The organism is Dellaglioa sp. CoH-56-MRSF-11 (assembly GCF_056782135.1).
The window spans coordinates 359,606-385,168 of the sequence record NZ_JBXAYE010000001.1; the positions used below are offsets into that span (position 1 = coordinate 359,606).

A 25,563-nucleotide genomic window follows, 5' to 3' on the forward strand; every position below is an offset into this window, starting at 1 on the left:
GTGATGAACCCTATATGATCATAAAAAAGAATAACATTCAATTTATAGGTAAAGGCAAAATTAATTTTTACGAAACGGTTTATCGGTATGTGAAAGAGTCTATTAATTACCAAATTTTAATGGCATTCTATTATGATGAAAATAGCAGTATTGAAAATTTGAGTCTTAGTTTAAATGTTAGTGAATCATCTATCTTCAGAAGAATTAAGCAACTTAATAATTTGTTGTCTGAATTTCAGATTAAAATTGCACATGGTGAGGTAGTTGGTTCTGAATTACAAATTAGATTTTTTTACTATTCACTATTTCTAGCGACAGATTTTAACTATAATGATACGATAGAAGCGGGCGTCATTCTTGAATACATTAAAGTATTTGAAACATATTTTAACTTCAATGTGAATGATAGTAATTTAATGAGGACTAGAATTTGGATGAAGGTCAGTGTTCATCGAATGATGCGAAAAGATCGTGATAATTGGGTGATTTCTGATGATTTAGCAGATATGATTGCAAATAATTCACTATTTAACCAAGTTGAAGAAAAGATGCAAGATATTTATATTAAGTTCTCAAATAAAATTGATGTTCATTTTGAGAGCGCCCTACTTTACGCTTGGACAACTGCTTTTGTTTCAGTTCCTTCAAGTGCTTACTTGTCCCGCGATTTTATTGCAATTAATCACACAAATAACACCAAACTTCAACAAGCTGTTAAATATTTGGAACAAGGATTTGAATCTAAATTAGATGTTAAAATTATCGGTGAAAATGTTAGTAAATCATTGTACCCAATTTGTACTGAAGCATTTTGTTTTCATGGAACGATGGATGCCGTGGGAACTTACATGATGAATAGTTATCGAAAAAAATATTCAAATCATTCAGTTCGACGTCATGTTGAGATTGCCATGGATGAATTAATCGACAGTCCATTATTAGCTAAAAAATGGTCTGATTTCTATAAGCGATACAGGCAGCCATTTATTAATAAAATGGTCGAAATTTTTAGCGCTAGATTGTTAGAAAAAGAAACCATGTTAACAGTTGGGGTTGATTTAAATGCAAACGAGCGAATTAAAGAATTATTTGTCAGAAATATGAGTCAAGATTTAAATATTAATTTACGCGTTAATGTCAGTATTTATGATTCTAGTCAACGATATGATATGGTGGTTACTAATTTCATGAATAAAAATTATAAAAACAATGCATTTGATAAGTATATTATCACTGCATTAGGACTTGATAATGATATGCCAGAGATGGGGAAACGACTGTTAAACGTGAATAGAAAACACTATCAGTAAAAATGTTTCTAGTTTTTTTTTTGATAGTACAACCCATGAATCATTCGGTATACTCTATATTATAGAGAACTAACAAGAGATATTCGTGGGGGATTTCTTTTGAAGCATTAAACAGTATCGAATTGGGCAAACATTTATTTATTACAAAATAAAAAAAGACGATTATAATTTAACGATTATAATCGCCTTTTTTTATAGGCTACCAAGTGTGATAAGATAGAGAATAAACGTTATGACGAGAAATGAAGGATAATGACATGCAATTTACGCTAACAAACAATGGTGAAGGCACAATTAGTTTAAAAAAATTTTTAATTGAGGTTGGCGTTAGTAAACGATTAATCGCCAGAATTAAACAAGGCGAGGGACAAGTTCGAGTTAACAAAAAGAATGAATATTGGGATTATCAACTGATTGATGGTGATGAAGTTATTTTGACGTTGCCAGAAGAACCAGATAACGATGCCATACATGCAAGTGATGAACCATTAAATATCGTCTTTGAAGATGAAAACTGGTTAGTAGTCGATAAGCCAGCTGGTATGGTAACCGTGCCAGGCCCATCTAATGAAGATACAACATTGGTTAACCGTGTTAAAGGCCATTTGATTGCAACTCATTCAAGTAGTTTCGTGCCACATGTTATTACGCGTTTAGACCGTTTTACAAGTGGACTTGTTTTATTAGCTAAGCATGGATTTGCACATAGTTTGATTGCTGCTCAATTAAGTAATGGTCAGTTAGAAAAATCATACTTAGCAATTGTTGCAGGTGACGTTAAAAGTGATCAAGGAGATATTAAAGAACCAATTGGTAAAAAGGAAGGCGAAATTCGTCGTTCTGTTATGGCTGAAGGAAAAGCCTCAGAAACAACTTATAAAGTTGTAACGAGATTTCCAGACTACACATTAGTTGATGTGAAGTTAGTTACGGGCCGAACACATCAAATTCGTGTACATTTTGATTTTATTCATCATGCTTTGGTTGGGGATGCGTTATATGATGGCCCGATGGACAAAGGTATTGATAGACAGGCATTACATGCTGCTAAATTAAGCTTTGAAGATCCATTTACGGGTAAAAAATTAGCTTTTGAATCAGAACTCCCAGCTGATATGGCTCAATTATTAAAATAGTATCAGGCAAGATTGTATATTTGGATAAAGTGGCGAATATCTATTGTATTTCGTGAACTTTTTCTTTATTATTAATATAGTTATAATCAATTTGTGAAAGCACTTTTAAGTGAGGAAATAATAAATGAAAAAGATGATTATTAGAGGCGGTAAAAAACTGTCTGGCGAAGTAATAATCGGTGGTGCTAAGAATAGTACTGTTGCATTGATTCCTGCAGCTATTCTTGCGGATACACCTGTGCATTTTGACAGTGTCCCCGATATTTTAGATGTACATAATTTAATGAAAATTTTAGATCAAATGAATGTTAAGTCTGAATTTAACGCTGGTAACTTAATGGTAGATCCTACGATGATTAAGGATGAACCTTTACCTGGTGGTGCCATTAAAAGTTTAAGAGCTTCTTATTACTTTATGGGTGCCTTATTAGGTCGGTTCGGTCGTGCAGTTGTTGGATTTCCTGGTGGTGATAATATTGGACCACGTCCGATTGATCAACACATCAAGGGATTTAAAGCTCTTGGCGCTGAAGTTATCGAAGAAGAAGACGCAGTGATTATTACGAGTGGCCCTGAAGGATTAAAGGGAGCCCGTATTTTTATGGACCTTGTTTCAGTGGGTGCAACAATTAACATTTTATTGGCTGCTGTCCGTGCAAAAGGAACCACAATCATTGAAAATGCTGCAAAAGAACCTGAAACCATTGATATTGCAACATTCTTGAATAATATGGGTGCTCATATTCGTGGTGCGGGGACTGGTGAAATCAGAATTCAAGGTGTTGATAGCTTAAAAGCTGTTAATACGCATACGATTATTCCAGATCGTATTGAAGCTGGTACTTATATCTCACTTGCTGCTGCAATGGGTGAGGGCGTTTTAATTAAGAATGTTATTACTGAACATTTAGATTCATTTTTAGCTAAACTTAGTGAAATGGGCGTTACTTTCCAAGTGAATGAAGATAGTATTTTTGTTCCTGGTGGCGATAAAATTATCCCAATTGAAGTGACAACTTCACCATATCCTGGGTTTGCAACTGACTTGCAACAACCAATTACTGCCGTTATGCTCAAGGCTACAGGTGAGAGTCGTATTATTGATACACTTTATCCTGAACGGATTAAGCACATTCCAGAAATGCAACGAATGGGTGTTAAGATTGAATCAAAAGATGGCATTATTCGAATCAATCAATCAACTGAATTAACAGGCCAAACTGTTTATGCAGATGAAATTCGTGCAGGTGCTGCATTACTTGAAGTTGCTTTAATGACTAATGGTACGACTGTCATTGAGAAAGCCGATAATATTTTACGTGGTTATGATTGCGTTGTACAAAAAATGACAAATTTATCTGCTGATGTAGAAATTATTGATGAAGATTAGGTGATTAAATGAGCGACTTCTTAACGATGGGTGAATTAAAAGACAAGACGCTTAAAGAAATTTATGGCTATGCCCAAGAATATAAAATACAATATTATAGCCAAATGAATAAAAAAGAATTGTCTTTGGCAATTCTAAGGGCTCAAGCAAAACAACAAGGATTCATTTTGATGGAAGGTGTCTTAGACATTGTTCCCAATCAGGATGGATTCGGTTTTTTGCGTCCAATTAACTACGGCCCATCACAAGAGGACATTTATATTTCTGCCTCACAAATTAAGCGATTTAATTTAAGAAATGGGGATTTAGTCGGAGGTAAAGCACGACCACCAAAGCCTAATGAACGTTATTATGGGTTAATGCACGTTGATACAGTTAATGGTAAAAATCCAGAAGAAGCAAAGGAACGTCCACATTTTCCTGCACTGACGCCCTTATATCCTAATCGACAATTAACTTTAGAAACAACTAGTCAAAATCTTTCAACGAGATTAACTGATTTATTTGCTCCTATTGGATTTGGTCAACGTGGTTTAATCGTGGCACCACCTAAAGCTGGGAAAACAACTTTACTTAAAGAGATTGCTCAAGGAATCGCAGAAAATCATCCCGATGTAAAATTAATCGTACTATTAATTGATGAACGACCTGAAGAAGTGACTGATTTAGAACGATCAATTAAAGGTGATGTTGTATCGTCAACATTCGATCAACAACCAGAGAACCATGCGCGTGTTTCTGAACTTGTTTTAGAACGTGCAATGCGATTAGTTGAAGATAAGCAAGATGTTGTTATTTTAATGGATTCAGTTACTCGCTTGGCTAGAGCGTATAATTTAACGATTCCGCCAAGCGGACGGACGTTATCAGGTGGGATTGATCCAGCAGCATTTTATCGACCTAAAAAATTCTTTGGTGCTGCACGTAATATTGAAGAAGGTGGAAGCCTGACAATATTAGGAACTGCTTTGGTTGATACGGGTAGCCGAATGGATGATGTGATTTATGAAGAGTTCAAAGGAACCGGTAATATGGAATTACAACTCTCAAGAGAGCTTGCTGAACGCCGTATCTTCCCTGCTGTCGATTTAAAAAAATCAAGTACACGTAAAGAAGAATTATTATTATCTAAGCAAACAATTGAAGAACTATGGCAGATTCGAAAGATGATGACAGGCGATTCACTAGGTGCTACGGAACGTGTTATCCAAAAAATGAAGAAAACAAAAAATAATGCTGAATTTTTAAAAGAGTTAACAAAAACAAGTAAATAAAATTTAATTGTAAAACGAGTTAATTCGTGATAAGATTGTGCATGTTGTAATATAAAGAATAACTCTAATTCAGCAGATGGATTAGGGCAAAGGAGAATACTTACTTATGAAAAAAGAAATCCATCCAGATTACCATGAAGTTGTATTTATGGATACTACTTCAGGTTACAAATTTATCTCAGGTTCAACAAAACATTCAGAAGAAACAATTGAAATGGAAGATGGCAAATCATACCCATTGATTCGTGTCGAAATTTCATCGGATTCACATCCATTCTATACTGGACGTCAAAAATTCACTCAAGCCGATGGCCGTGTGGATCGTTTCAACAAGAAATATGGTCTTACAGACGCAAACGCTGCAAAATAAGAACTATTTCGAAAAGGAAGAAGCCAATAAGCTTCTTCCTTTTTTTATACAAAAAAATAGTAACGTTCAACTAGATTGAACGTTACTATTCAGCTTTTCGTGAATACATCCCTTTTGTGACGTAGAGAACCCAGATGAGATTAATACCAACTAAAATAGCGGTAGAAATAAAGACACCTTTGTAATCGAATACGCCAGAAACGGTAGAGCCAATCATAGGACCAACGACTGATCCCATGGCTTGGAATGATTGATTGTAACTGAACACTCGACCTGTGAATTCTGCCGGTGTATTTTTTGTTAGAATTGTTTGAACTGCAGGTAACATTGCGGCATCCGTAATCCCAATTAAGAAACGTAAGCCGCCAAGTTGCCAAACATTAGTCACTAATGCCATTGGAATAAAAATGAAAATTGCGACAGTAAGTGCAATTTTTAAAATACGTTCTGTTCCAATTTTATCGCCTAGTACTCCTAAGCGAGGCGCAGCAATTAGCGTTGCTATTCCTGGAATAGAAGCCACACACCCACTGATAAAGGTAACATTTCCAACGTTATGTAAGAGTTCTCGAACGTATAAGCTTAGAATAGGACTAATGGAATAATTTGATGCTTGAATGATTAAGGTAGTGACAAACATCCCGATAATTAATTTAGGATGATGTAATTTCTTGAAGATTTCTTTTGACGTTTGCATTTCACCTTTTTCAACAGGCGTAAAATGTTCATGTACAAAGAAATAACTAAGTAAGAAAACAATTAGCAAAATCGCAGCAGTAATGAAGAAGGTAATACGATAGCCGAAGACCCCAGCTATTGCGCCACCGATTAGTGGTCCAAATAAAGTACCAGTAACACTACCGGTAACTAAAATACCGAGTGCTTTACCACTTTGCCGCTTGGGTGTCTCTGTTGCAATCAGTGCCTGTGAGTTACTAATATAACCAGAAAAGACACCTTGTAATAAACGTAACGCAATTAATTGGTAAACGTTACTGACAAGCCCCATCAGGCCTAAAACAATGGCCATTCCGAATGAAGCTCTTAAAATCATTAATTTACGACCTTTTCGATCAGCTAAACGACCCCATAGTGGGGAAACAATGGCGGTAATTAAAAATGTAGATGAATAGGTAATGCCGCTATAAAAATTTAATTCGGTTTTGGTGAAGTCACCTAACGTATCAATATAAAGTGACATAAATGGCATAATTAAACTAAATGCCACGCCAGCCATGAACGTACCAAACCATAAAACAAATAAATTTTGTTCCCAAGGTTGTCTAGAACGAAAAAATGTTGATTTTAGTGAAGTCAACAAATTAAACAGTCCCCCTAAAGATATTTTTTGATAATTATAATCATAACACTAAACAAGGATAAAAGTTATATGGTAAAATAGTTGTTAAGCGAAAGTGGGGGTTATTAATGGAAAAAAATAAAGCAGCTAAAAAAAGTCGTTGGAAAAAATGGCTAACAACTATATTATTAATACTATTGTTATTGGTGGGGCTTTCGCTAGTATTCAATGAACAAATTAAAAACTTTATTGTTGGACTAACAGACCCAACCATTAATTCAGAATTAGTCGATAAAAATAAAAATAAAAAAGCATCCTTTGATTTTAGTGAAGTTAAGAGTTTGAATACGGCAGATGTCGTGAAAGCAAAAGCAAATGAAAAAAATTTGGTTTTACTTGGAGAAATTAGTATTCCGGATGTCTCAATGAACTTGCCGATTGCTAAAGGCGTTAGCACTGATACCTTGGCACTTGCTGCTGGAACTTTAAAGGAAAACCAAAAAATGGGCGAGGGTAATTATGCACTTGCTGGACATCATATGATTCGAAAGGATTTATTGTTTAGTCCATTAGTTAGCATGAAAATTGGCCAAAAAATCTATTTAACAGATGCTAAAAAGATTTATGAGTATGAAACATCTAAAATGAAATATATCAAAGCAACAGACGTTCAAGTTATTGATGATGTACCCGGAGAAAAATTAGTCACATTAATTACTTGTGATGATACGGGTGCCGGACGTTTGATGGTCCAAGGTGAGTATGTTAAAGATTGGACATACAATGCTGCACCAAAAACAGTTCAAAAGTATTTTAAAATGATTCATAATAATAAATAATAAAAATGACCACAAATTTTAAAATTTGTGGTCATTTTTATTATTTAATTTGTGCTTTAATATAATCAATCCAGTAAGGCATTCCAAGACTAATTAAGTTATAAGTTTCGTCAAAGTCACCAGTAATCCATGGATCAGGAACAGATTCTTTTTCTTTACCGGGAACAATTGAAAGGAAGTTAACGATTTTTTCTTTTTTAGATGCAGGTGCAGCTTTTTCAAGACGCTCAACATTGATATCATCCATTGCAATAATTAAATCACTATTAATGAAATCTAAGTAACTAACCGGACGTGAGATTAAGCCATCTGTTGGAATCTGATGTTCAACAAGTTTAGTAATAGTCCCTTCATGGGCGCCATTTCCTTCTTGTGAAGAACTTGTGCCAGCAGAATCAACAGTTACTTGGTCAGAAAGGTTTAACTTAGCTAAATCGTCTCGTAACATTGCTTCAGCCATTGGTGATCGGCAAATATTTCCCATACATACAAATAATACATTCATGTTAATAATCCCCTTTACAAATTTCTTAATAATGCTATTATGCCATAATAATCACATTATTAAAACTAGTTAGATAAATTGGTGTAACCGTTAGCTTAATTGCTTTCTAAAAGGGTCTAACTTTGGTATGATAATTAAGAATAGAAACTAAAATAAGACACTTTATATTTAAAGAGGAGACTGAAAATTATGGCAATGATTATTATCGGAGTTATCGTAGTACTTTTAGTTATTATGTACATTAGCGGCTACAATGGTTTAGTAAAAGCAAAAATCCGGACTGAGGAATCATGGAGTCAAATTGACGTCCAATTAAAACGTCGTAATGATTTAATTCCTAACTTAGTTTCAACTGTTAAGGGATATGCAACTCACGAAAAAGAAACATTTGCTAAAGTAGTTGAATTACGTAATCAATTAACACAAGTACCAACGGATGCACATGAAACAACAATGGAAGTTTCTAATCAATTGAGTCAATCATTGAAAAGTATTTTTGCGTTATCTGAAAGTTACCCAGATTTAAAAGCTAACACAGAATTCACTAAGTTAATGGAAGAACTATCAAATACAGAAAATAAAATTTCTTATTCACGTCAACTATTTAACTCAACTGCTGCAAGTTTAAATGCAAAAATTCAATCATTTCCAAGTAACATTGTTGCCGGAATTCATCATTTTACAAAAGTAGAATATCTTGAAGTCCCTGAAGCTGAAAAAGCTGTACCCAACGTTTCATTTGATTAAACAGTTAGGAGATAACTAATGCTATATGATCAAATCGCGCGAAATAAGCGCAAAACAGTTTATGTTTTAATTGGTTTTGTTTTATTGATGGTTGCGATTGGTAGTGCCGTTGGCTATGTTTTTTTCAATAGTGCTGTTTCTGGACTACTTATGGCTGTTGTCATTGCAGTTGTTTATATGGGATTGATGATTTCACAATCAACTAGCGTTGTCATGAGTATGAATCATGCAACTGAAATAAAATCAGTCGATGATGCACCTGAATTATGGCATGTTGTTGAAGATATGGCGATTGTGGGCCAAGTTCCAATGCCAAAAGTGTTTATTATTGAAGATGATAGTCCTAATGCGTTTGCAACGGGAAATAATCCAGAACACGCGGCAGTTGCTGCAACAAGTGGCTTAATCAATCGATTAAATCGTGAAGAATTAGAAGGCGTTATGGCGCATGAAATTTCGCATGTACGCAACTACGATATTCGATTATCAACAATTGCATTAGCATTATCGGCAGCAATTTCATTATTAGTAAATATTGGAATGAACTCATTTTGGTGGGGCGGAGGTCGCCGTCGAAGTGATGATCGAGAAGGTGGCGGATCATTAGAAATTATTTTGATGATTTTATCATTATTATTGGTTATTTTAGGACCAATTGCAGCAACAATTGCTCAGCTTGCACTTTCTCGAAACAGAGAATATTTGGCTGATGCTTCTGCTGTTGAATTAACGCGTAATCCGCAAGGACTAATCCATGCGTTGGAAAAAATTTCTGATAGTAAACCAATGGAACGTGCCGATCCAAGTAGTGCGGCACTTTATATTTCAAATCCATTGAAGAAAAAAACAACTGGATTATTTCAAACACATCCACCGATGGAAGATAGAATTGAAAGATTAGAAGCAATGTAAACTATTTTATAAAATGGGGATGATAGTGGTGAGAGACAATTTAGTCTACGTTCATGTTGAAACGGTTTCTCATTTGATTTTATCATATGGGATTTCCAAAGAAGATTTCATAACAAGCATTCCCAGATTACCAACTAATATTTTATCGTTAAACCCAGTGGATTATGAAAATGAAATTGACATCGCAACAGGATTTAACACGGTAACCGGGGAAGAAGATACTGCACGTTATTTGAATAAAAAGACTGTTGGGTTAAAGCAAAGTTGGATTGATTTCGATAGTCAAGATGATTTAGAATTAATAACACCAAGAGAAGTAGCAGAATTCTTATATTTGGGACATGCATTTTCTCATATTCAATCACCTTTTTACTATAAATTGCAGAATGACTACGTTTTTTTAACGTTACCAAATGATGCATTAAAAATCTACTATCGTTATTTAACGCAATTTTATAATGTTTTTTCTAAATCAATTATTAGACATGCGAATCAATCGTATCGTGAAAAAAATGGTCTGTTTAGACGACGTCCTATGACGTTGAAAAAGATACCTAAAAAAATTGTTGAAGAATTAATGCCATTATTTGTTGAAGGTGTAATATTAGATTTTTCAAGGATCACAATTAATAATACGAAGTTAATATTACCTGTCTATATTATGATAGATAACGTTTCTCAGATGAAGTGGCATGAGCCAACATTGGAGACAGAAAGTGCCAAGTTAGTTGCTAATTTGGAGTATCGATTTGTAGATCAAGAATGGTTTATCGAAGTTTCTAACAAATCTGCTTTTGAAGACAGTATTATATTCTAAAAAGATAACGTATTATTATGTTATCTTTTTTTATTTTTGTTGAATTTAAAAAGAATGGTACAATAGGACGTGCAAAAAATGGAGGGCAATACGAATGCGAGTTTATTTACTCTATGGTGGTAAAAGTGCAGAACATGAGATCTCACTTTCAACTGCTTTTCAAATAACACAAGCGATATATTACCAATACTATTCGGTAATTCCAGTTTATATTACGAAAACGGGGAATTGGCTGCAAGGTCAGACGCTTAACGAACCAGTTAAATTTGTTGATAATTTAAGACTTAGAGAAACAGATGAAAAAGGACAAGCAACGAATAATCATGAAAATTCAACTGGAATAAAATTTTTGCCAAATGGATTTGACCCTGAAGATAGTGTGGTTTTTCCTGTCTTACATGGCCCAAATGGTGAAGATGGAACTGTCCAAGGACTACTTGAAACGTTGAATATCCCCTATGTTGGTAACAGTGTACTAGCATCGGCTGTCGGTAATGATAAAATAATGAGTAAATTACTCTTTAAACAAGCCGGAATTCCGGTTGTACCATTCCAAGCGATTGACTCACAGTCTTGGGAAAATAACACTGCAAGTGTGATTGCCAGATGTGAGGGCGAATTACTTTATCCAATGTATGTGAAACCATCTAATTTGGGTTCAGGAATCGGTGTTACACAGGTGAATAATAGTGTTGAATTACAATATGCAATTGATAATGCTTTTGAACTTGGTCCTCGAGTGATTGTAGAACGAGGCATTGTAGCACGTGAAATTGAAATTGGATTATTAGGTAACGAAGAAATCGCAACAAGTGTACCAGGAGAAATTTTGTCGTTTGATGACGTCTATGATCGTAAACTTGCAATGAAGGAAGATCACGAAGCCAGAATTCCAGTTGAACTCGATGAGGAATTATTGGATAAGATAGTTGGTTTTTCTAAAACAGCTTTTGCGGTTATTGATGGATCAGGGCTTGCTAGGTGTGATTTTTTAATTAGCGCTAACCAAGATATTTATTTAAATGAGATTACAACAATGCCAGGATTTTATAAAAATGCAATGTATCCAAGATTGTGGGAAGCCGTTGGGCTGAGTTACAGTGATTTAATTGAAGAATTATTACAATTAGCATTGAAAAAAAATCAGGCAAATAATAGTAAACAATAGATTTAATGGTCATATGAATGCGAGGGTTTATATAATGAAAATGCAATTAACTGAAATTGCGAGCGCAGTTAGCGCCAAGAACGAAATTACTGATGAACCAATTAATATATCGAGTGTTTCATTTGATAGTCGACAACTAACGGAAGGCAGTTTATTTGTACCTATTGTGGCAGAAAATGACGGTCATGATTATATCCAAAGTGCGATTGATAATGGTGCAACAGCGACTTTATGGGCAGTTGACCATCAAGATACAATGCCAACGAAAATCCCAGCTATCTTAGTAGATGACACATTAATGGCTTACCAAGATTTAGCAAAACATTACTTGGATAAAATTAATCCTAAAGTTGTCGCAGTTACTGGTAGTAACGGTAAAACGACAACTAAAGATATGATTACAGAAATTTTAAGTCAGCAATATAATGTTTGTAAAACGGAAGCGAATTTCAATAATCATTTAGGCGTACCGATGACTTTATTAAGTATAGAACCTAATACGGAAGTTGTTGTTGTCGAAATGGGGATGGATCATCCTGGTGAGTTAGACTTTTTAAGTCGAATTGCACAACCTGATGTCGCTGTTATTACGATGATTGGCGAAGCACATATCGAATTTTTTGGTACGCGAGATAAAATTGCGGATGCAAAAATGGAAATTGTGAATGGGCTGAAAGAAGACGGCTTGTTGGTTTATAATGCAGATGAACCGTTATTAAGAGAACGTGTTTCCAATATTGAACAGCAATCATTTGGCTTCGGTCATGGTGAAAGTGCTGACTTGAGTGTTTCAAATGTTGTCGGCAATCAAACAATGACTAGCTTTAAAGTGAGAGAAATGGCTGATTTTAATTTTACAATTCCAATGATTGGCACATATAACGTAGATAATGCGATGGCTGCTATCTCAGTTGGTCGTCATTATCGTGTGTCACCTAAAAATATTGTAAAGGCGCTTAGTGATTTTGATTTAACGAAGAATCGGACAGAGTGGCTTAGAGGTCATTTGGGCGAGTCAATTTTAAGTGATGTCTATAATTCAAATCCGACAGCTGCAAAAGCTGTTATCAAAGCATTCTCAAACAGCGATGTTGAAGGTAATCGAATGGTTGTTTTGGGTGATATGCTTGAATTAGGTGAGCAATCTAGCGATATGCATCTCAGCTTGGCTGATAGTTTTGATAATGAAAAAATTCAAAGCGTTTATCTTTACGGAGAACAAATAAAATCTTTAGCAACAGCATTAAAATCAAAGTATGATGATCAACATCTTCATTATTATGATTTAGATGAAAAAGAAGCTATGGTTGAAGATTTATTAAAAATACGTACTGAAAAAGATTCTATTTTGATTAAAGGAAGCCATGGCGTTCATTTAGAAACCGTTTTATCGGCTTTACAAAGTAATTAGAGAGTTGCTTAATATTATTTAAGGTGCTATTATAGTTTAAATAGTGACTCATGAAGGGTCAGACTTAAATTAATTTAACTTTACAAGACAGTAATTGACGACGAACTCTTAACTGTGTTGTGAAGCATGTTAGTTTGCAAACACATTAGGAGGAATTTATACTTGAAATTTACAGAATTAGGACTATCCGATGAACTACTAAAGGCCGTTCAACGCAGCGGTTTTGAAGAAGCAACACCTATCCAATCTGAAACAATTCCAATGGCTTTAGAAGGAAAAGATGTTATTGGACAAGCACAAACAGGTACTGGTAAAACTGCTGCATTTGGTTTACCAATCTTAGATACAATTGATACAACAAAAGATGAAGTTCAAGCACTTATCATCTCACCAACACGTGAACTTGCTATTCAAACGCAAGAAGAACTTTACCGTTTAGGTAAAGAAAAACATGCTAAAGTTCAAGTTGTTTATGGTGGGTCTGATATTCGTCGTCAAATCAAGAGTCTTAATCGCGCACCTCAAATTTTAGTTGGAACACCAGGACGTTTATTAGATCATATTCGTCGTCGCACCGTTAAATTAGGTAATGTTAAAACTTTGGTTTTAGATGAAGCTGATGAAATGTTAGATATGGGATTCGTTGAAGATATCGAAAGCATCTTAACAACTGTTCCTGACGAACGTCAAACATTGTTATTCTCTGCAACAATGCCAACTGCTATTCGCCGTATTGGTGAAAGATTTATGACAGATCCAACTTTGGTAACTGTTAAGGCAAAAGAATTAACAACTGACTTAGTTGATCAATTCTACGTAATCTCAAAAGATTTCGAAAAATTTGATATCATGACACGTATGTATGATGCTCAAAACCCAACACAAACAATCGTGTTTGGTCGTACAAAACGTCGTGTTGACGAATTAGCTAAAGGATTTGAAATGCGCGGATACAACGCTAAAGGAATCCATGGTGATTTATCACAACAACGTCGTATGAGTATTTTACGTGAATTTAAATCAGGTAAACTTGATATTTTAGTTGCAACTGATGTTGCTGCTCGTGGTTTAGATATTTCTGGGGTTACCCATGTCTTTAACTATGATATTCCTCAAGATCCTGAAAGTTATGTCCATCGTATTGGCCGTACAGGCCGTGCCGGACATAAAGGAACTTCATTGACATTTGTTTCACCAAATGAAATGGATTACTTACGTCAAATCGAAAAATTAACTAAGAAACGTATGGTGGCTTTAACACCACCTACAGATGATGAAGCATTTGCTGGTCAAATTGAAACAGCAATCGCTGACGTTACTGCCTTAGTTAACAAAACTGATACTAAAAAATATGCAAAACAAGCTACTGAATTAATGGCTAAGTTTGAAGTTGCTGATTTAGTTGCAGCATTACTTAGTGATGTTATTAAAAATGATTCATCACAAGTACCTGTTAAGATTACACCAGAACGCCCATTACCTAGACGTAAGGGGGGTGGCGGTGGTGGCGGAAACAACCGTCGTAGCGGCAATGGCGGTGGAAATCGTCGTGGTGGCAACGGTGGTGGTTACCAAGGCAACCGTAATGGTGGCGGAAACCGTAGTAACGGTGGAAGTTCAGATCGTCGTAACGGAAGTAGCGATCGCCGTAGCAATGGTAATGGTGGCGGAGGTTACAAAGGTAACCGCTCAAGCGATAATCGTTCAAATGACAACCGTTCAAACGGAAGTAGCGCACCAAAACGTAACTTCACAATCAGAACAAAAGATTAATTTGAATATTGAAAAGAGACCTATTAATTTAGGTCTCTTTTTTTGTTTAAAATTGCTATTCTTACAATATTGATAGGTAAAATATAAACGATTTTAGTGCAGAAAATGAATAAATTTGATAAACTTAACAAGGATATCAATGAAAAGAAATAGGTGATAATATGATTTATGGAATTGGTGTTGATATTGCCGATATTGATCGAGTAGTAAAGTTGGCAAAACAACATGAAGAATTTATAACAAAGATTCTCACAACAAATGAAATTAAACAATTTGATGAATTAAAAGGTAGTCATAAAGACGAATTTATTGCTGGAAGATTTTCCGCCAAAGAGGCATACAGTAAGGCTTTTGGAACGGGAATAGGGGATAAAGTTGGCTTTTTAGATGTTGAAATATTAAATAATGAAATTGGTAAACCGATAATTACGCAGCACCCTTTTGAGGGTAATGGCTTTATTTCAATTTCTCATACGAACAATTTAGTTATGACTGAAGTTATTTTAGAAAATCAAGAAAAGGGGATGTAAAAATGGTTGTAGGTTATCATCGTCCAACCCAAATCGTGGTAGATAGGGCAGCTATTAAGGCAAATATCACAGCTGAAAAAAAGACATTAACAGATGAGACGGTTATTTTTGCTGTTGTTAAAGCTGATGCGTATGGTCATGGATTGATTGAAGTAGCTAAAGTTGCAAAAGATGCTGGTGTAAAAGGTTTTTGTGTGGCAATAATTGATGAGGCATTAGCGTTACGAGAAGCCGGGTTTGTTGAAACTATCTTGATTCTGGGATTAACGAAAGTTGAATATGCACCGTTACTGGCAAAAAGCAAAATATCTGTAACTGTTTCAGAACTTGGCTGGTTACAAGAAGCTAATAAGTTACTGAGTGAAGAAAAATTAGCGCCTTTGGCCGTTCATTTAGCATTGGATACAGGAATGGGTCGTATTGGTTTTAGAGAAGCAGAACCGTTTTTAGAGGCAATTAATTTCCTTGGAAGTCATCAAAATACATTAAACTTTGAAGGGGTTTTTACTCACTTTGCGACAGCAGACTCTCCTAATGATTCGTATTTTAAAAAACAAATGTCAAAATTTAATGAATTGATGTCAGTAGTTTCTGATAGACCTCGTTATGTACACGTTTCTAATTCTGCAACGAGCTTATGGCACTCTGCTTGCAACGGTAATATGATTCGGATGGGCATTTCAATGTATGGTTTAAATCCATCTGGTGGTGAATTAGAACTACCTTATGCGTTAAAACCAGCATTTGGATTAACATCTGAATTAAGTTATGTGAAAGAAATCCATGCAGGTGATTCAGTTGGTTACGGTATTACATATCAAGCTCAAGAAAATGAATGGGTTGGTACAGTACCAATTGGGTATGCAGATGGTATGCCCCGAAAGATGCAAGGCTTTAAACTATTAGTCGACGGTCAATTTTGCGAAATAATTGGTCGAGTTTGCATGGATCAATTAATGATTAGATTGCCACATGAAATGCCAAATGATACAAAAGTAACTCTAATAGGCCAAGATGGCGATGAAATGATTACAGCACAGGATGTTGCAACGTACGCTGAAACAATTCATTATGAAATAATCTGTGCACTTTCAGGACGAGTACCACATGTCTACCTAAATTAGTATTTATTTGCTTAGTTTGCTATGGTAAACTATCTGTAGAGTGTAATTCTATGGGGGAAGTGCAGATGGATAAAAATGAGAAAGTAGCAATGAGTCATATAGCCGATTACTGTGCATATTATTCGATTACCAATGAAGCGTTGAAGGATAGCGAAATATTTAACTCTATTTTAAGTCATAAAAAAATGATGGATGAGTTAATTGATGGCTACTCAGAAATGGGACAATTGAATAGTGAAATCTGTAATGATTTTAAAGGATCTGAAGATGAAGTGTTATTGCACCTTCAAATTATGTAGAGAGTTGGGATAAGATGGTTGAAAGTATCATACGTGGTGATATATTCTATGCAGATTTATCGCCCGTTATTGGTTCTGAACAAGGCGGTATGAGACCTGTTCTCATTATCCAAAACAATATTGGGAATCGTTATAGTCCGACAGTCATCGTTGCCGCCATTACGGCGCGCATCCAGAAGCCTAAAATGCCAACACATGTTGGACTTTTAGCAAGTAGAGATGGTATTGAAAAAGATTCAGTTATACTAATGGAGCAAATTCGCACAATTGATAAGCAACGTCTAAAAGATCGTATCACGCATGTATCGAAAAAAAGTATGCTTGAGGTTGATGATGCGCTTAGAATGAGTGTTGGACTTGTTTCAGCAATACATAAAGAAAAATAAACAGTAAAAAGACATAAAAAAACGTGGTTCGTAACCATCCCACGCTAAAAAACTAAGGGAGTCTATTAATAATGACAAAAAATAATCGTGTAAACCAGGTAATCATTAATGGTTTAATCGCTGCACTTTATATCGTATTGGCAGTTGTTCCAGGAATGGTGAACATGGCTAGTGGTGCTATTCAATTTCGACTATCAGAAGGATTGAATCACTTAGTACTTTTCAATAAGAAATATATCTGGGGTGTTTCATTAGGGGTTATCTTATTTAATCTCTTTTACAGCAGTCCGTTAGATGTTCTTTTTGGGGGCGTACAAACAATCATGGGTCTTTTAATTGTGATTTTTGTTAGTCCTAAGTTTAAGAAAATGTGGCAAAAAATGCTTTTAAATATTATGGTTTTCTCATTTACCATGTTTTTAATCGCTATTATGTTGAACATTACAGCGAGCTTACCGTTCTGGCCTACTTACGGTACAACAGCATTATCTGAATTTGTAATAATGACAATTACAGCACCAATAATGCTCGTTTTAGATCGTGCTATTCACTTTGATAAAAGAATGCATTAAAAAAACAGACCCGAAAGGGTCTGTTTTTTTGTCTAACTACGTAAATCTTCAATTTCAGAAACAATAAATTCTTTACGTCCTAAGTTATCAACAATTTTATCAACTTTTTCTTGGTTTACACCAGCTGGTAATGTGAATAATGTTCGGCGTAATAATTCGCCTTCTTTAACATCTAAAGTCATACAACTAGCAATTGATGAATATTTTGTAATGATTTTAGCCATATCAACTAAATCACCACGTTCGCCAGCTGAAATAACAGTTAAGACATAACTACCAACATCAAAATTCCATGATTGAGACAACATATCTAGAAGACGTGTATGTGTTAAAATACCCTCAAAATAGTTGTTTTCATTTAAAACAGCAATATAAGGTAAGTCTTTAATTGAAAAGAAAACGTTGAAGAAAGCTGAATCAGATGAAATAAACTTAGTCGCATTTTTAAGAAGATAAGTAACAGGAAGTGACATATCGCCACCCTGTGATTTATGACGATAAATATGCATTTTATAAATATTACCACGGAAAATTTGACCCGTTTCATCTAAGATTGGCACACAACGGAATCCAGAATTTTCTAGGACCGTAAGTGCTTCTTCAAGTGTGACACTTTCACGGACGGTTGTTAGTTCTTTTAATGGTTTAACTAAAGTATTTAATAACATATAGGCGCCTCCAAATATTAAATTTTTCTCATTTACATTTTTATAATACCATAAAAAAAGCTTTTTAACAGTAATTTGACTATTAAAATTGTATTAAAAAAGGAACGGAAGAATGTCTTCCGTTCCTTTTTTGGAAAATAATTAAAAATTATTCACCTAATGCTTTAAGACCATCATTTAATACTTGTTTCAAAGTAGCAGCTGAATCAGTCATACGTTTAGATTCAACATCACTTAAAGGTACTTCGATGATTTGTGCAAGACCTTGGCCATTAACAACACCTGGTGTACCGATATAAATATCGTTCAAACCATATTGTCCGTCCATGTATGCACTAACAGGTAATACGGCATTTTCGTCACGCAAAATTGCTTTTGAAAGACGAGCTAATGCTGTACCAATACCGTAGAATGTTGCGCCTTTTTTGTTGATAATTTCGTAAGCTTTGTTACGAACGTCATCTTCAATTTTAGCAAGTTGGTCATCAGAAATGTTGTTAGCTTTTGCCCAATCTAAGAATGGAAGACCACCAACAGTTGCAGCTGAGTAAGCAGCAAATTCTGTATCGCCATGTTCGCCCATCATGTAAGCATGGATTGAACGAGGATCTGTAATGTCAGTTAATTTGCTTAAAGCAACACGTAAACGTGAAGTATCAAGTGAAGTACCTGAACCAATAACACGATCTTTAGGGAAACCAGAGAATTTCATTGTTGCGTAAGTTAAAATATCAACTGGGTTAGCAGCAACTAAGAAAATACCTTTAAATCCAGATTCAACGATTGGAGATACGATACTTTTCAAGATGTTTAAGTTTTTGTTTACAAGGTCAAGGCGTGTTTCACCTGGTTTTTGTGGAGCACCAGCAGTGATAACGACAAGATCTGCATCTTCACAGTCAGAGTATTCTGCTGAGTAGATACGTTTAGGAAATGCGAATGGTGTTGCATCTTCTAAATCTAAAGCATCTCCGACAGTGCGATCTTTCGCAACATCGATGATACCGAATTCTTCGCCGACACCTTGGAGTGTCATTGCGAATGCGTAACTAGAACCTACGGCGCCATCGCCGACTAAGATAACTTTTTGATGATTTTCTGTTTTTGTCAAAATAATTCATCCTTTCAGAGCTATAATTATTACTGAATAATTATAACATGTTTGTTTGTGAAAAAACATACTAGATGAGAGAGTTCTTTCACAAAATTTTCATAAATCGAGTATGGTATAATAGTTGAAAGAAAAGAATAGGGTCGAAATGCTGGGTAAGTTGAATAAACTTGCCCAGATGTTTGCGTTTATTTAAAGGAGAAATTAAAATGAAAATGATAGTCGGTTTAGGAAATATTGGGCAAAAGTATGATGGAACAAGACACAATGTCGGATTCGCTACAGTAGATGTATTTGCAAAACAACATAATGCCGATTTTGGATCTAGCAAGTATGAAGCGCAAGTGGCATCGTTTAATTTAAATGGTGAAAAAATTGTCTTAGTTAAACCATCTACTTATATGAATGATTCAGGTCGAGCTGTTAGACCGTTGATGGATTTCTATAAAATTGATGTTTCAGACATCCTTATTGTGAACGATGATCTTGATTTAGAAGTTGGTCGGATTCGATTACGTCAAAAAGGATCAGCAGGCGGACATAATGGTTTGAAAAGCATTATCGCACATACAGGAACACAGGAATTTAAACGTATTAAAATTGGTATTGACCATCCAGACAAAGTTTCTGTCGTAGATTGGGTATTAACGAAATTTTCTAAAAACCAAGAAAAAGACTTAGGTGATGCAATCAATACAGCAACTTTAGCAATTGAGGATTGGTTGGAAACAGATGATTTTATGAATACGATGAACAAGTATAACCATAAATAAGAAAAAGCTGTTTAGAAAAGGGTAAAGGGTAGAATAATGAATTTAGAAGCAATGATGCAGACTGTTCCTGGTGTAGATAACTGGCTAACAAATATTGAACCTAATACAAGACAATTGTTAACTGGACTAACGGGTTCAGCTAAAACATTGATGTTAGCTACTATTTTTAAAGATAAAAAAAAATCTATGTTGGTTGTGACAGATAATTTATTTCATGCAACACAATTAAATGAAGATTTAACTAACTTTATTAATGAAGAAGATGTGCTTACATTCCCAGTTGAAGAATTATTAGCTGCAGAACTGGCAACAAGTTCACCAGAATCTAAAAGTGAACGTGTCCAAACGCTTCAGGCTCTATTAGAAGGAACACCAAAGATTGTTGTAACATCAATCTCGGGGTTACGACGTTTTCTAGCACCTGTTTCAACGTGGAAACAAGCAACATTAAACTTAGCTGTTGGAAAAGATATTGATTTGAAAGCCACGGAAACTCAACTCTTTACGATGGGCTATCAACGTCAAAAGTTGGTTGAACGTCCTGGGGATTTTGCTGTACGTGGTTCTATCTTGGATATTTACCCATTGACCGTAGAAAACCCAATTAGACTAGATTTATTTGATACGGAAATAGATTCATTACGTTATTTTGATGTGACTAATCAACGAAGCTTAGAGAATGTGGACCAGATTCAAATTATACCCGCGACAGATTTTATTGCGACTGACGCTATGCTATTGGAAGCTAGTCAAACATTAAAAAAAGCGTATGGTGTTGAATATAAGCGATTAGATAATGATGATCAAGAGCGATTAGAATCAAATATTATGCCGCTTATGAGTGATTTTGAAAAAGGACGCTTAGCTCCGGAACATTTATTATTTAGCGATATTATTTATCAAGGTAAAACAAGTCTGTTAGATTACTTGGGTAGCAATGGTTTAATTGTAATGGACGATTATCCGAGATTATTAGAAGCTGAAAAGACGCTTAAACTAGATGAAGATAACTGGATGGCAGATAAGTTAAAAACACATCAAGTTTTGTCTACAAGTGTTTTTGGATTTGAATTACGAGATTTATTGAAAAATGAATCGCATGCTGAATTATTTCTGGCTCATTTTCAAAAAGGAATGGGTCACCTCAAATTTAATCAATTGATTGATGTACCAGGACATGCCATGCAACAATTTTTTAGCCAAATGCCATTACTTAAAACAGAAATGGATCGTTGGTTAAAAAAGAAACAGACTATTATTGTTATGGTTCAAGATAAAGAGCGACTTGATAAAGTCTCACAAACCTTGGATGATTTTGAGATTCCTTCTATCATGACGACTTTGGATAGCCTACAGTTAGGAAAAGTTCAGGTAGTAGAAGGTAACTTACAAGCTGGATTTGAATTGCCAATGGCAAACTTAGTTGTTGTGACAGAACATGAAATGTTTAACAAAGTCACTAAAAAACGTCCAAAACGCCAAACATTAGCGAATGCAGAACGCCTTAAAAGTTATCAAGATTTGAAACCAGGAGACTATGTGGTCCATGTTAATCATGGTATTGGACAGTTTATTGGAATGGAAACATTAGAAGTCGATGGTAAACATCAAGATTATATGACAATTTCTTATCGGGATGAAGCTAAATTATTTATTCCAGTAACCCAATTAAACATGGTTCAAAAGTATGTTTCTTCTGAATCTAAGTCACCTAGAATTAACAAATTGGGTGGTACTGAATGGACCAAAACGAAAAATAAAGTTGCTGCTAAAATTGAAGATATTGCTGATGATTTAGTTGCATTGTATGCTGAACGTGAAGCAGAAGTTGGATTTCAATTTTCAAAGGACAACGATTATCAGATGGAATTTGAAAATGCATTTCCATACTCTGAAACTGAAGATCAAATTAGAAGTTCAAATGAAATTAAGCACGATATGGAACAAAAGAAACCAATGGATCGTTTATTGATTGGTGATGTAGGTTTTGGGAAAACAGAAGTCGCGTTACGTGCCGCTTTTAAAGCCATTCAAGATAATAAACAGGTTGCTTTATTAGTGCCTACAACGGTGTTAGCGCAACAACATTACGAAACAATGATTAATCGATTCGAAGGATTTCCAGTTGAAATTGGGATTTTATCTCGTTTTAGAACAAAGAAACAACTTAAAGAAACAACTGATAAAATGGCTAGTGGTGCATTAGATATTGTCGTTGGGACACATCGAATTTTATCGAAAGATATTCAATTTGCTGATTTAGGATTGTTAATTGTTGATGAAGAGCAACGGTTTGGTGTGAAACATAAAGAACGACTCAAAGAGTTTAAGTCACAAGTGGACGTCTTAACGTTAACGGCAACGCCAATCCCAAGGACACTTAATATGTCGATGCTTGGGGTTCGCGATTTATCAGTAATTGAAACGGCACCATTGAACCGTTACCCAATTCAAACTTATGTAATGGAACAAAATGGTGGAACTATTCGAGATGGAATACAACGTGAACTTCAACGTGGTGGACAAGTTTTTTATTTGCATAATCGAGTTGAAGATATTGAAAAAGTAGTTTCAGAAATTGAGATTATGGTTCCTGAAGCTAGTGTCGCGTATATCCATGGTCAAATGACTGAAAATCAATTAGAAAATGTCTTGTATGATTTCATTCAAGGTGTCTATGATGTGTTGGTAACAACGACAATTATTGAAACGGGCGTAGATATTTCTAATGCTAATACATTATTTGTCGAAAATGCTGACCACATGGGATTGGCGCAACTTTACCAGTTACGTGGTCGTGTTGGTCGTAGTAGTCGAATTGCGTATGCCTACTTTATGTATAAACCTAATAAGGTTTTGACTGAAGTGAGCGAAAAACGCTTAGAAGCAATCAAAGACTTCACCGAATTGGGTTCTGGATTTAAAATTGCTATGCGAGATTTATCTATTCGTGGAGCAGGAAATCTATTGGGCCGACAACAACATGGTTTCATTGATTCTGTTGGATATGATTTATATACACAGATGTTGACAGAAGCTGTGAATAAAAAACAAGGTAAAAAAGCTGAGCCTAAATCAGATTCTGAAATTGACATTAATATTGAAGCTTATTTACCATCATCTTACATTGATGATCAGCGTCAAAAAATTGAAATTTATAAACGTATTCGACAGCTTGATAATTATGATCAATATTTGGAAGTACAAGGTGATTTAATTGATCGTTTCGGCGAATTTCCAACTGAAGTGAATAACTTAATGGAAATTGGCTTACTTAAATTATTTGCCGATAAGGCATTAGTTGATAAAATTAAAAAAGATAAAGACCAGTTAATTGTTTCTGTTTCAGAAAAAGGAACGACATTGCTGGGTACGGAAGCAATTTTCATGGCATTATCAGCAACAAAATTAAAAGCGTCATTAAAAACTCAGGGCAAACAAATGCGTGTGATTTTAGTGATTCAACCTAAGATGACTGAGACTGACTGGTTGATTGAATTACAAAACTTTATTCAAGCGTTAAGCGAATCCGTTGGGTCAGTGACTGCAGCTAACTAATAAAAAAGGAATCGAAATGATATGGGAAATAAGCAACTTAGACATTTAATGCGTGGTGCAATGATTCTATCGATTGCCTCACTAATTGCCAAGATTTTGAGTGCCATTTACCGAGTGCCATTCCAAAATTTAGTCGGAGATACGGGCTTCTATATTTATCAGCAAGTTTATCCTATTTATGGGATAGGGATGACTTTTGCTTTGACTGGATTTCCCGTCTACATTAGTAAGTTAATTGCTGAAGAGCCTTCGAAAGAAGATAAAATAAAATTGTCTCATGATATATTTATTGTTTTAAGTATATTTAGTTTAGTTATCTTTTCTGGCTTACAATTAGGAGCTTCATGGATTGCGACAGCTATGGGTGATGGACAGTTAGCAGGCTTAATTAAAAGTGTTTCATTTATGTTCTTATTTTTACCTGTTTTAGCAGTGGGACGTGGTTATTATCAAGGTATTTTTGAAATGAACAAAACTGCTGTCTCCCAAGTTGTTGAACAACTATTACGTGTTGGACTCATTATTTTAGCGGCATACATTGCGGTTGAAAATAATATGTCATTATATTCGATGGGAGCATGGGCAATGTTTGGGGCAACTATTGGTGCTATTGGCGCAAGTGTTTCTTTTATTCACTTTTACAGGGTTGAATTTAGGAAGACTAGGCTTCAAACAAACTGGCAAAGATTACTGATAACCTCTAAAAAATTATTTTCGGAGGGTCTTATCATCTGTCTATTTGCAGCAATGATGGTGCTATTACAATTAGTTGATTCATTCACAGTGAAAAACGGATTAGTGCACTTTGGTTATTCAAATAATATTGCAAAATCGTTAAAAGGAGTCTATGACCGTGCACAGCCTTTAGTACAACTTGGACTAGTTATTTCTGTTGGGTTCTCTTCGATGTTATTGCCATCTCTGGCTTCGGCCCGTCGTGAAAACCGAAAAAAGGATTTTCAACGATATGCTGGGATGTTAGTGCACATAACGGTGGCGTTATCGATGGCGGCAACCATCGGACTGATTGCTGTTATGCCACTTGTTAACCAATCTTTATTTGGGGATCAACTTCAAAATGGTACATTATCGGTTTATATGTTTAGTATTTTCTTAGCAGCAGTTATTGGAACATACAACAGCGTCCTACAGAGTCTGGGATTGTATCGTACGTCAGTCATTGCTTTGATTATCGGATTGTTACTTAAAATGAGTATTAATTTTTACCTAGTTTCTATATTAGGAACAGTTGGAGCAAGTATTGCGACAATCTTAAGTTTATTACTTGTATTAATTGCCATGTGGGTTATGTCACCCAGTGAGATTAGACAGTTACTAATTGATCCCAAATTTATGATGAAATTAACTTTAATTTGTGTAATTATGGGAATTGTGGTTTATTTATTAGATAATCAGTTAATTAATTGGACGAATGACAAGCGATTGTTGAGTGGCATTATAGCGCTCGTTTCTGGATCTATTGGTGCTGGAATATTTGGTGGTTTAGCAGTTAAATGGGAATTATTTTCGATTCGAGAATGGCTAAGCTTTCCATTTGGAAAACGTATTTTAAAAAAATTTATAAGATAA

24 protein-coding genes and 1 riboswitch are annotated in these 25,563 nt (G+C 35.0%); of the genes, 20 read left to right on the plus strand and 4 right to left on the minus strand.

Annotated elements, in window-relative coordinates; translation table 11 throughout:
* The first annotated feature begins 14 nt into the window (after nucleotides 1–14).
* From AC1RPT_RS01660 to AC1RPT_RS01680, 5 genes are all read left to right on the plus strand, one after another.
* Nucleotides 15–1,310 carry a helix-turn-helix domain-containing protein gene (locus AC1RPT_RS01660; protein ID WP_481760869.1) on the plus strand — a complete coding sequence of 432 codons (1,296 nt, stop codon included), beginning with the start codon at nucleotides 15–17 and terminating at the stop codon, nucleotides 1,308–1,310.
* A gap of 257 nt (nucleotides 1,311–1,567) precedes the next feature.
* Nucleotides 1,568–2,446: an RluA family pseudouridine synthase gene (locus tag AC1RPT_RS01665; RefSeq protein ID WP_481762396.1), complete on the plus strand. Its 879-nt coding sequence runs from the start codon at nucleotides 1,568–1,570 to the stop codon at nucleotides 2,444–2,446.
* 124 nt (nucleotides 2,447–2,570) lie between these two features.
* Nucleotides 2,571–3,836 carry a UDP-N-acetylglucosamine 1-carboxyvinyltransferase gene (locus AC1RPT_RS01670; protein WP_481760867.1) on the plus strand — a complete coding sequence of 422 codons (1,266 nt, stop codon included), beginning with the start codon at nucleotides 2,571–2,573 and terminating at the stop codon, nucleotides 3,834–3,836.
* Nucleotides 3,837–3,844: 8 nt separating this feature from the next.
* Complete coding sequence (gene rho, locus AC1RPT_RS01675; RefSeq protein WP_409021602.1) at nucleotides 3,845–5,110, plus strand: transcription termination factor Rho; 1,266 nt, start codon at nucleotides 3,845–3,847, stop codon at nucleotides 5,108–5,110.
* Nucleotides 5,111–5,216: 106 nt separating this feature from the next.
* Complete coding sequence (locus AC1RPT_RS01680; protein WP_409021601.1) at nucleotides 5,217–5,480, plus strand: type B 50S ribosomal protein L31; 264 nt, start codon at nucleotides 5,217–5,219, stop codon at nucleotides 5,478–5,480.
* Nucleotides 5,481–5,565: 85 nt separating this feature from the next.
* Here the strand turns inward: AC1RPT_RS01680 and AC1RPT_RS01685 are convergent, their stop codons facing one another.
* Nucleotides 5,566–6,801, minus strand: a complete 1,236-nt coding sequence (locus AC1RPT_RS01685; protein ID WP_481760866.1) for a multidrug efflux MFS transporter — start codon at nucleotides 6,799–6,801, stop codon at nucleotides 5,566–5,568.
* Between the two features lie 107 nt (nucleotides 6,802–6,908).
* Between AC1RPT_RS01685 and AC1RPT_RS01690 the strand changes: the two genes are divergently transcribed.
* Nucleotides 6,909–7,619, plus strand: a complete 711-nt coding sequence (locus AC1RPT_RS01690; RefSeq protein WP_481760865.1) for a class A sortase — start codon at nucleotides 6,909–6,911, stop codon at nucleotides 7,617–7,619.
* A 40-nt stretch (nucleotides 7,620–7,659) separates the two neighbouring features.
* Here AC1RPT_RS01690 and AC1RPT_RS01695 read toward each other — a convergent pair whose 3' ends face one another.
* Nucleotides 7,660–8,124, minus strand: coding sequence for a low molecular weight protein-tyrosine-phosphatase (locus AC1RPT_RS01695; protein WP_481760864.1), 465 nt, complete (start codon nucleotides 8,122–8,124; stop codon nucleotides 7,660–7,662).
* 189 nt (nucleotides 8,125–8,313) lie between these two features.
* On the opposite strand from AC1RPT_RS01695, the gene AC1RPT_RS01700 reads away from it, so the two are divergent.
* From AC1RPT_RS01700 to AC1RPT_RS01750, 11 genes are all read left to right on the plus strand, one after another.
* The gene (locus AC1RPT_RS01700; protein ID WP_409021597.1) at nucleotides 8,314–8,871 is read left to right on the plus strand and encodes a LemA family protein; all 558 of its coding nucleotides are present in this window, start codon (nucleotides 8,314–8,316) and stop codon (nucleotides 8,869–8,871) included.
* Nucleotides 8,872–8,889: 18 nt separating this feature from the next.
* Nucleotides 8,890–9,783, plus strand: a complete 894-nt coding sequence (gene htpX / locus AC1RPT_RS01705) for a zinc metalloprotease HtpX (RefSeq protein ID WP_409021596.1) — start codon at nucleotides 8,890–8,892, stop codon at nucleotides 9,781–9,783.
* Between the two features lie 28 nt (nucleotides 9,784–9,811).
* Nucleotides 9,812–10,600 carry a hypothetical protein gene (locus tag AC1RPT_RS01710; protein ID WP_481760863.1) on the plus strand — a complete coding sequence of 263 codons (789 nt, stop codon included), beginning with the start codon at nucleotides 9,812–9,814 and terminating at the stop codon, nucleotides 10,598–10,600.
* A gap of 94 nt (nucleotides 10,601–10,694) precedes the next feature.
* Nucleotides 10,695–11,768 carry a D-alanine--D-alanine ligase family protein gene (locus AC1RPT_RS01715; protein ID WP_481760862.1) on the plus strand — a complete coding sequence of 358 codons (1,074 nt, stop codon included), beginning with the start codon at nucleotides 10,695–10,697 and terminating at the stop codon, nucleotides 11,766–11,768.
* 34 nt (nucleotides 11,769–11,802) lie between these two features.
* Nucleotides 11,803–13,179: a UDP-N-acetylmuramoyl-tripeptide--D-alanyl-D-alanine ligase gene (locus AC1RPT_RS01720; protein ID WP_481760861.1), complete on the plus strand. Its 1,377-nt coding sequence runs from the start codon at nucleotides 11,803–11,805 to the stop codon at nucleotides 13,177–13,179.
* 162 nt (nucleotides 13,180–13,341) lie between these two features.
* Entirely contained in the window at nucleotides 13,342–14,952 is a 1,611-nt protein-coding gene (gene cshA, locus AC1RPT_RS01725) for a degradosome RNA helicase CshA (RefSeq protein ID WP_481760860.1), read from the plus strand.
* Between the two features lie 161 nt (nucleotides 14,953–15,113).
* Nucleotides 15,114–15,482, plus strand: coding sequence for a holo-ACP synthase (gene acpS, locus AC1RPT_RS01730; protein WP_481760859.1), 369 nt, complete (start codon nucleotides 15,114–15,116; stop codon nucleotides 15,480–15,482).
* Nucleotides 15,483–15,484: 2 nt separating this feature from the next.
* Nucleotides 15,485–16,606, plus strand: a complete 1,122-nt coding sequence (alr, locus tag AC1RPT_RS01735) for an alanine racemase (RefSeq protein WP_481760858.1) — start codon at nucleotides 15,485–15,487, stop codon at nucleotides 16,604–16,606.
* A gap of 65 nt (nucleotides 16,607–16,671) precedes the next feature.
* Nucleotides 16,672–16,905, plus strand: a complete 234-nt coding sequence (locus AC1RPT_RS01740; RefSeq protein WP_481760857.1) for a hypothetical protein — start codon at nucleotides 16,672–16,674, stop codon at nucleotides 16,903–16,905.
* 14 nt (nucleotides 16,906–16,919) lie between these two features.
* Nucleotides 16,920–17,291 (plus strand): type II toxin-antitoxin system PemK/MazF family toxin, encoded by a 372-nt coding sequence (locus tag AC1RPT_RS01745; protein ID WP_409021588.1) that lies wholly within the window; start codon nucleotides 16,920–16,922, stop codon nucleotides 17,289–17,291.
* Nucleotides 17,292–17,308: 17 nt separating this feature from the next.
* Nucleotides 17,309–17,353: riboswitch (PreQ1 riboswitch) on the plus strand.
* Nucleotides 17,354–17,362: 9 nt separating this feature from the next.
* Nucleotides 17,363–17,863 (plus strand): QueT transporter family protein, encoded by a 501-nt coding sequence (locus tag AC1RPT_RS01750; RefSeq protein WP_481760856.1) that lies wholly within the window; start codon nucleotides 17,363–17,365, stop codon nucleotides 17,861–17,863.
* Nucleotides 17,864–17,895: 32 nt separating this feature from the next.
* On the opposite strand, the gene cbpA is transcribed toward AC1RPT_RS01750, so the two are convergent.
* Both cbpA and AC1RPT_RS01760 read right to left on the minus strand, forming a co-directional pair.
* The gene (gene cbpA / locus AC1RPT_RS01755) at nucleotides 17,896–18,531 is read right to left on the minus strand and encodes a cyclic di-AMP binding protein CbpA (RefSeq protein ID WP_409021586.1); all 636 of its coding nucleotides are present in this window, start codon (nucleotides 18,529–18,531) and stop codon (nucleotides 17,896–17,898) included.
* Nucleotides 18,532–18,679: 148 nt separating this feature from the next.
* Nucleotides 18,680–19,642, minus strand: coding sequence for an L-lactate dehydrogenase (locus AC1RPT_RS01760; protein ID WP_409021585.1), 963 nt, complete (start codon nucleotides 19,640–19,642; stop codon nucleotides 18,680–18,682).
* A 209-nt stretch (nucleotides 19,643–19,851) separates the two neighbouring features.
* Between AC1RPT_RS01760 and pth the strand changes: the two genes are divergently transcribed.
* The 3 genes from pth to AC1RPT_RS01775 are packed head-to-tail and all read left to right on the plus strand — an operon-like array spanning nucleotide 19,852 to nucleotide 25,563.
* Entirely contained in the window at nucleotides 19,852–20,415 is a 564-nt protein-coding gene (pth, locus tag AC1RPT_RS01765; RefSeq protein WP_409021584.1) for an aminoacyl-tRNA hydrolase, read from the plus strand.
* 36 nt (nucleotides 20,416–20,451) lie between these two features.
* Entirely contained in the window at nucleotides 20,452–23,973 is a 3,522-nt protein-coding gene (gene mfd / locus AC1RPT_RS01770) for a transcription-repair coupling factor (RefSeq protein WP_481760855.1), read from the plus strand.
* A gap of 21 nt (nucleotides 23,974–23,994) precedes the next feature.
* Nucleotides 23,995–25,563: a putative polysaccharide biosynthesis protein gene (locus AC1RPT_RS01775; RefSeq protein WP_481760854.1), complete on the plus strand. Its 1,569-nt coding sequence runs from the start codon at nucleotides 23,995–23,997 to the stop codon at nucleotides 25,561–25,563.

Excerpts from the sequence above, each read along its gene's own strand:
- AC1RPT_RS01670 (WP_481760867.1), top strand. The coding sequence starts at position 2,571 with ATGAAAAAGATGATTATTAGAGGCGGTAAAAAACTGTCTGGCGAAGTA.
- AC1RPT_RS01720 (WP_481760861.1), top strand. The coding sequence starts at position 11,803 with ATGAAAATGCAATTAACTGAAATTGCGAGCGCAGTTAGCGCCAAGAAC.
- cbpA (WP_409021586.1), bottom strand. The coding sequence starts at position 18,531 with ATGTTATTAAATACTTTAGTTAAACCATTAAAAGAACTAACAACCGTC.
- alr (WP_481760858.1), top strand. The coding sequence starts at position 15,485 with ATGGTTGTAGGTTATCATCGTCCAACCCAAATCGTGGTAGATAGGGCA.
- AC1RPT_RS01695 (WP_481760864.1), bottom strand. The coding sequence starts at position 8,124 with ATGAATGTATTATTTGTATGTATGGGAAATATTTGCCGATCACCAATG.
- AC1RPT_RS01690 (WP_481760865.1), top strand. The coding sequence starts at position 6,909 with ATGGAAAAAAATAAAGCAGCTAAAAAAAGTCGTTGGAAAAAATGGCTA.
- AC1RPT_RS01700 (WP_409021597.1), top strand. The coding sequence starts at position 8,314 with ATGGCAATGATTATTATCGGAGTTATCGTAGTACTTTTAGTTATTATG.
- AC1RPT_RS01660 (WP_481760869.1), top strand. The coding sequence starts at position 15 with ATGATCATAAAAAAGAATAACATTCAATTTATAGGTAAAGGCAAAATT.
- AC1RPT_RS01715 (WP_481760862.1), top strand. The coding sequence starts at position 10,695 with ATGCGAGTTTATTTACTCTATGGTGGTAAAAGTGCAGAACATGAGATC.
- AC1RPT_RS01680 (WP_409021601.1), top strand. The coding sequence starts at position 5,217 with ATGAAAAAAGAAATCCATCCAGATTACCATGAAGTTGTATTTATGGAT.
- mfd (WP_481760855.1), top strand. The coding sequence starts at position 20,452 with ATGAATTTAGAAGCAATGATGCAGACTGTTCCTGGTGTAGATAACTGG.
- rho (WP_409021602.1), top strand. The coding sequence starts at position 3,845 with ATGAGCGACTTCTTAACGATGGGTGAATTAAAAGACAAGACGCTTAAA.
- AC1RPT_RS01665 (WP_481762396.1), top strand. The coding sequence starts at position 1,568 with ATGCAATTTACGCTAACAAACAATGGTGAAGGCACAATTAGTTTAAAA.
- AC1RPT_RS01740 (WP_481760857.1), top strand. The coding sequence starts at position 16,672 with ATGGATAAAAATGAGAAAGTAGCAATGAGTCATATAGCCGATTACTGT.
- acpS (WP_481760859.1), top strand. The coding sequence starts at position 15,114 with ATGATTTATGGAATTGGTGTTGATATTGCCGATATTGATCGAGTAGTA.
- AC1RPT_RS01775 (WP_481760854.1), top strand. The coding sequence starts at position 23,995 with ATGGGAAATAAGCAACTTAGACATTTAATGCGTGGTGCAATGATTCTA.
- AC1RPT_RS01750 (WP_481760856.1), top strand. The coding sequence starts at position 17,363 with ATGACAAAAAATAATCGTGTAAACCAGGTAATCATTAATGGTTTAATC.
- AC1RPT_RS01745 (WP_409021588.1), top strand. The coding sequence starts at position 16,920 with ATGGTTGAAAGTATCATACGTGGTGATATATTCTATGCAGATTTATCG.
- htpX (WP_409021596.1), top strand. The coding sequence starts at position 8,890 with ATGCTATATGATCAAATCGCGCGAAATAAGCGCAAAACAGTTTATGTT.
- pth (WP_409021584.1), top strand. The coding sequence starts at position 19,852 with ATGAAAATGATAGTCGGTTTAGGAAATATTGGGCAAAAGTATGATGGA.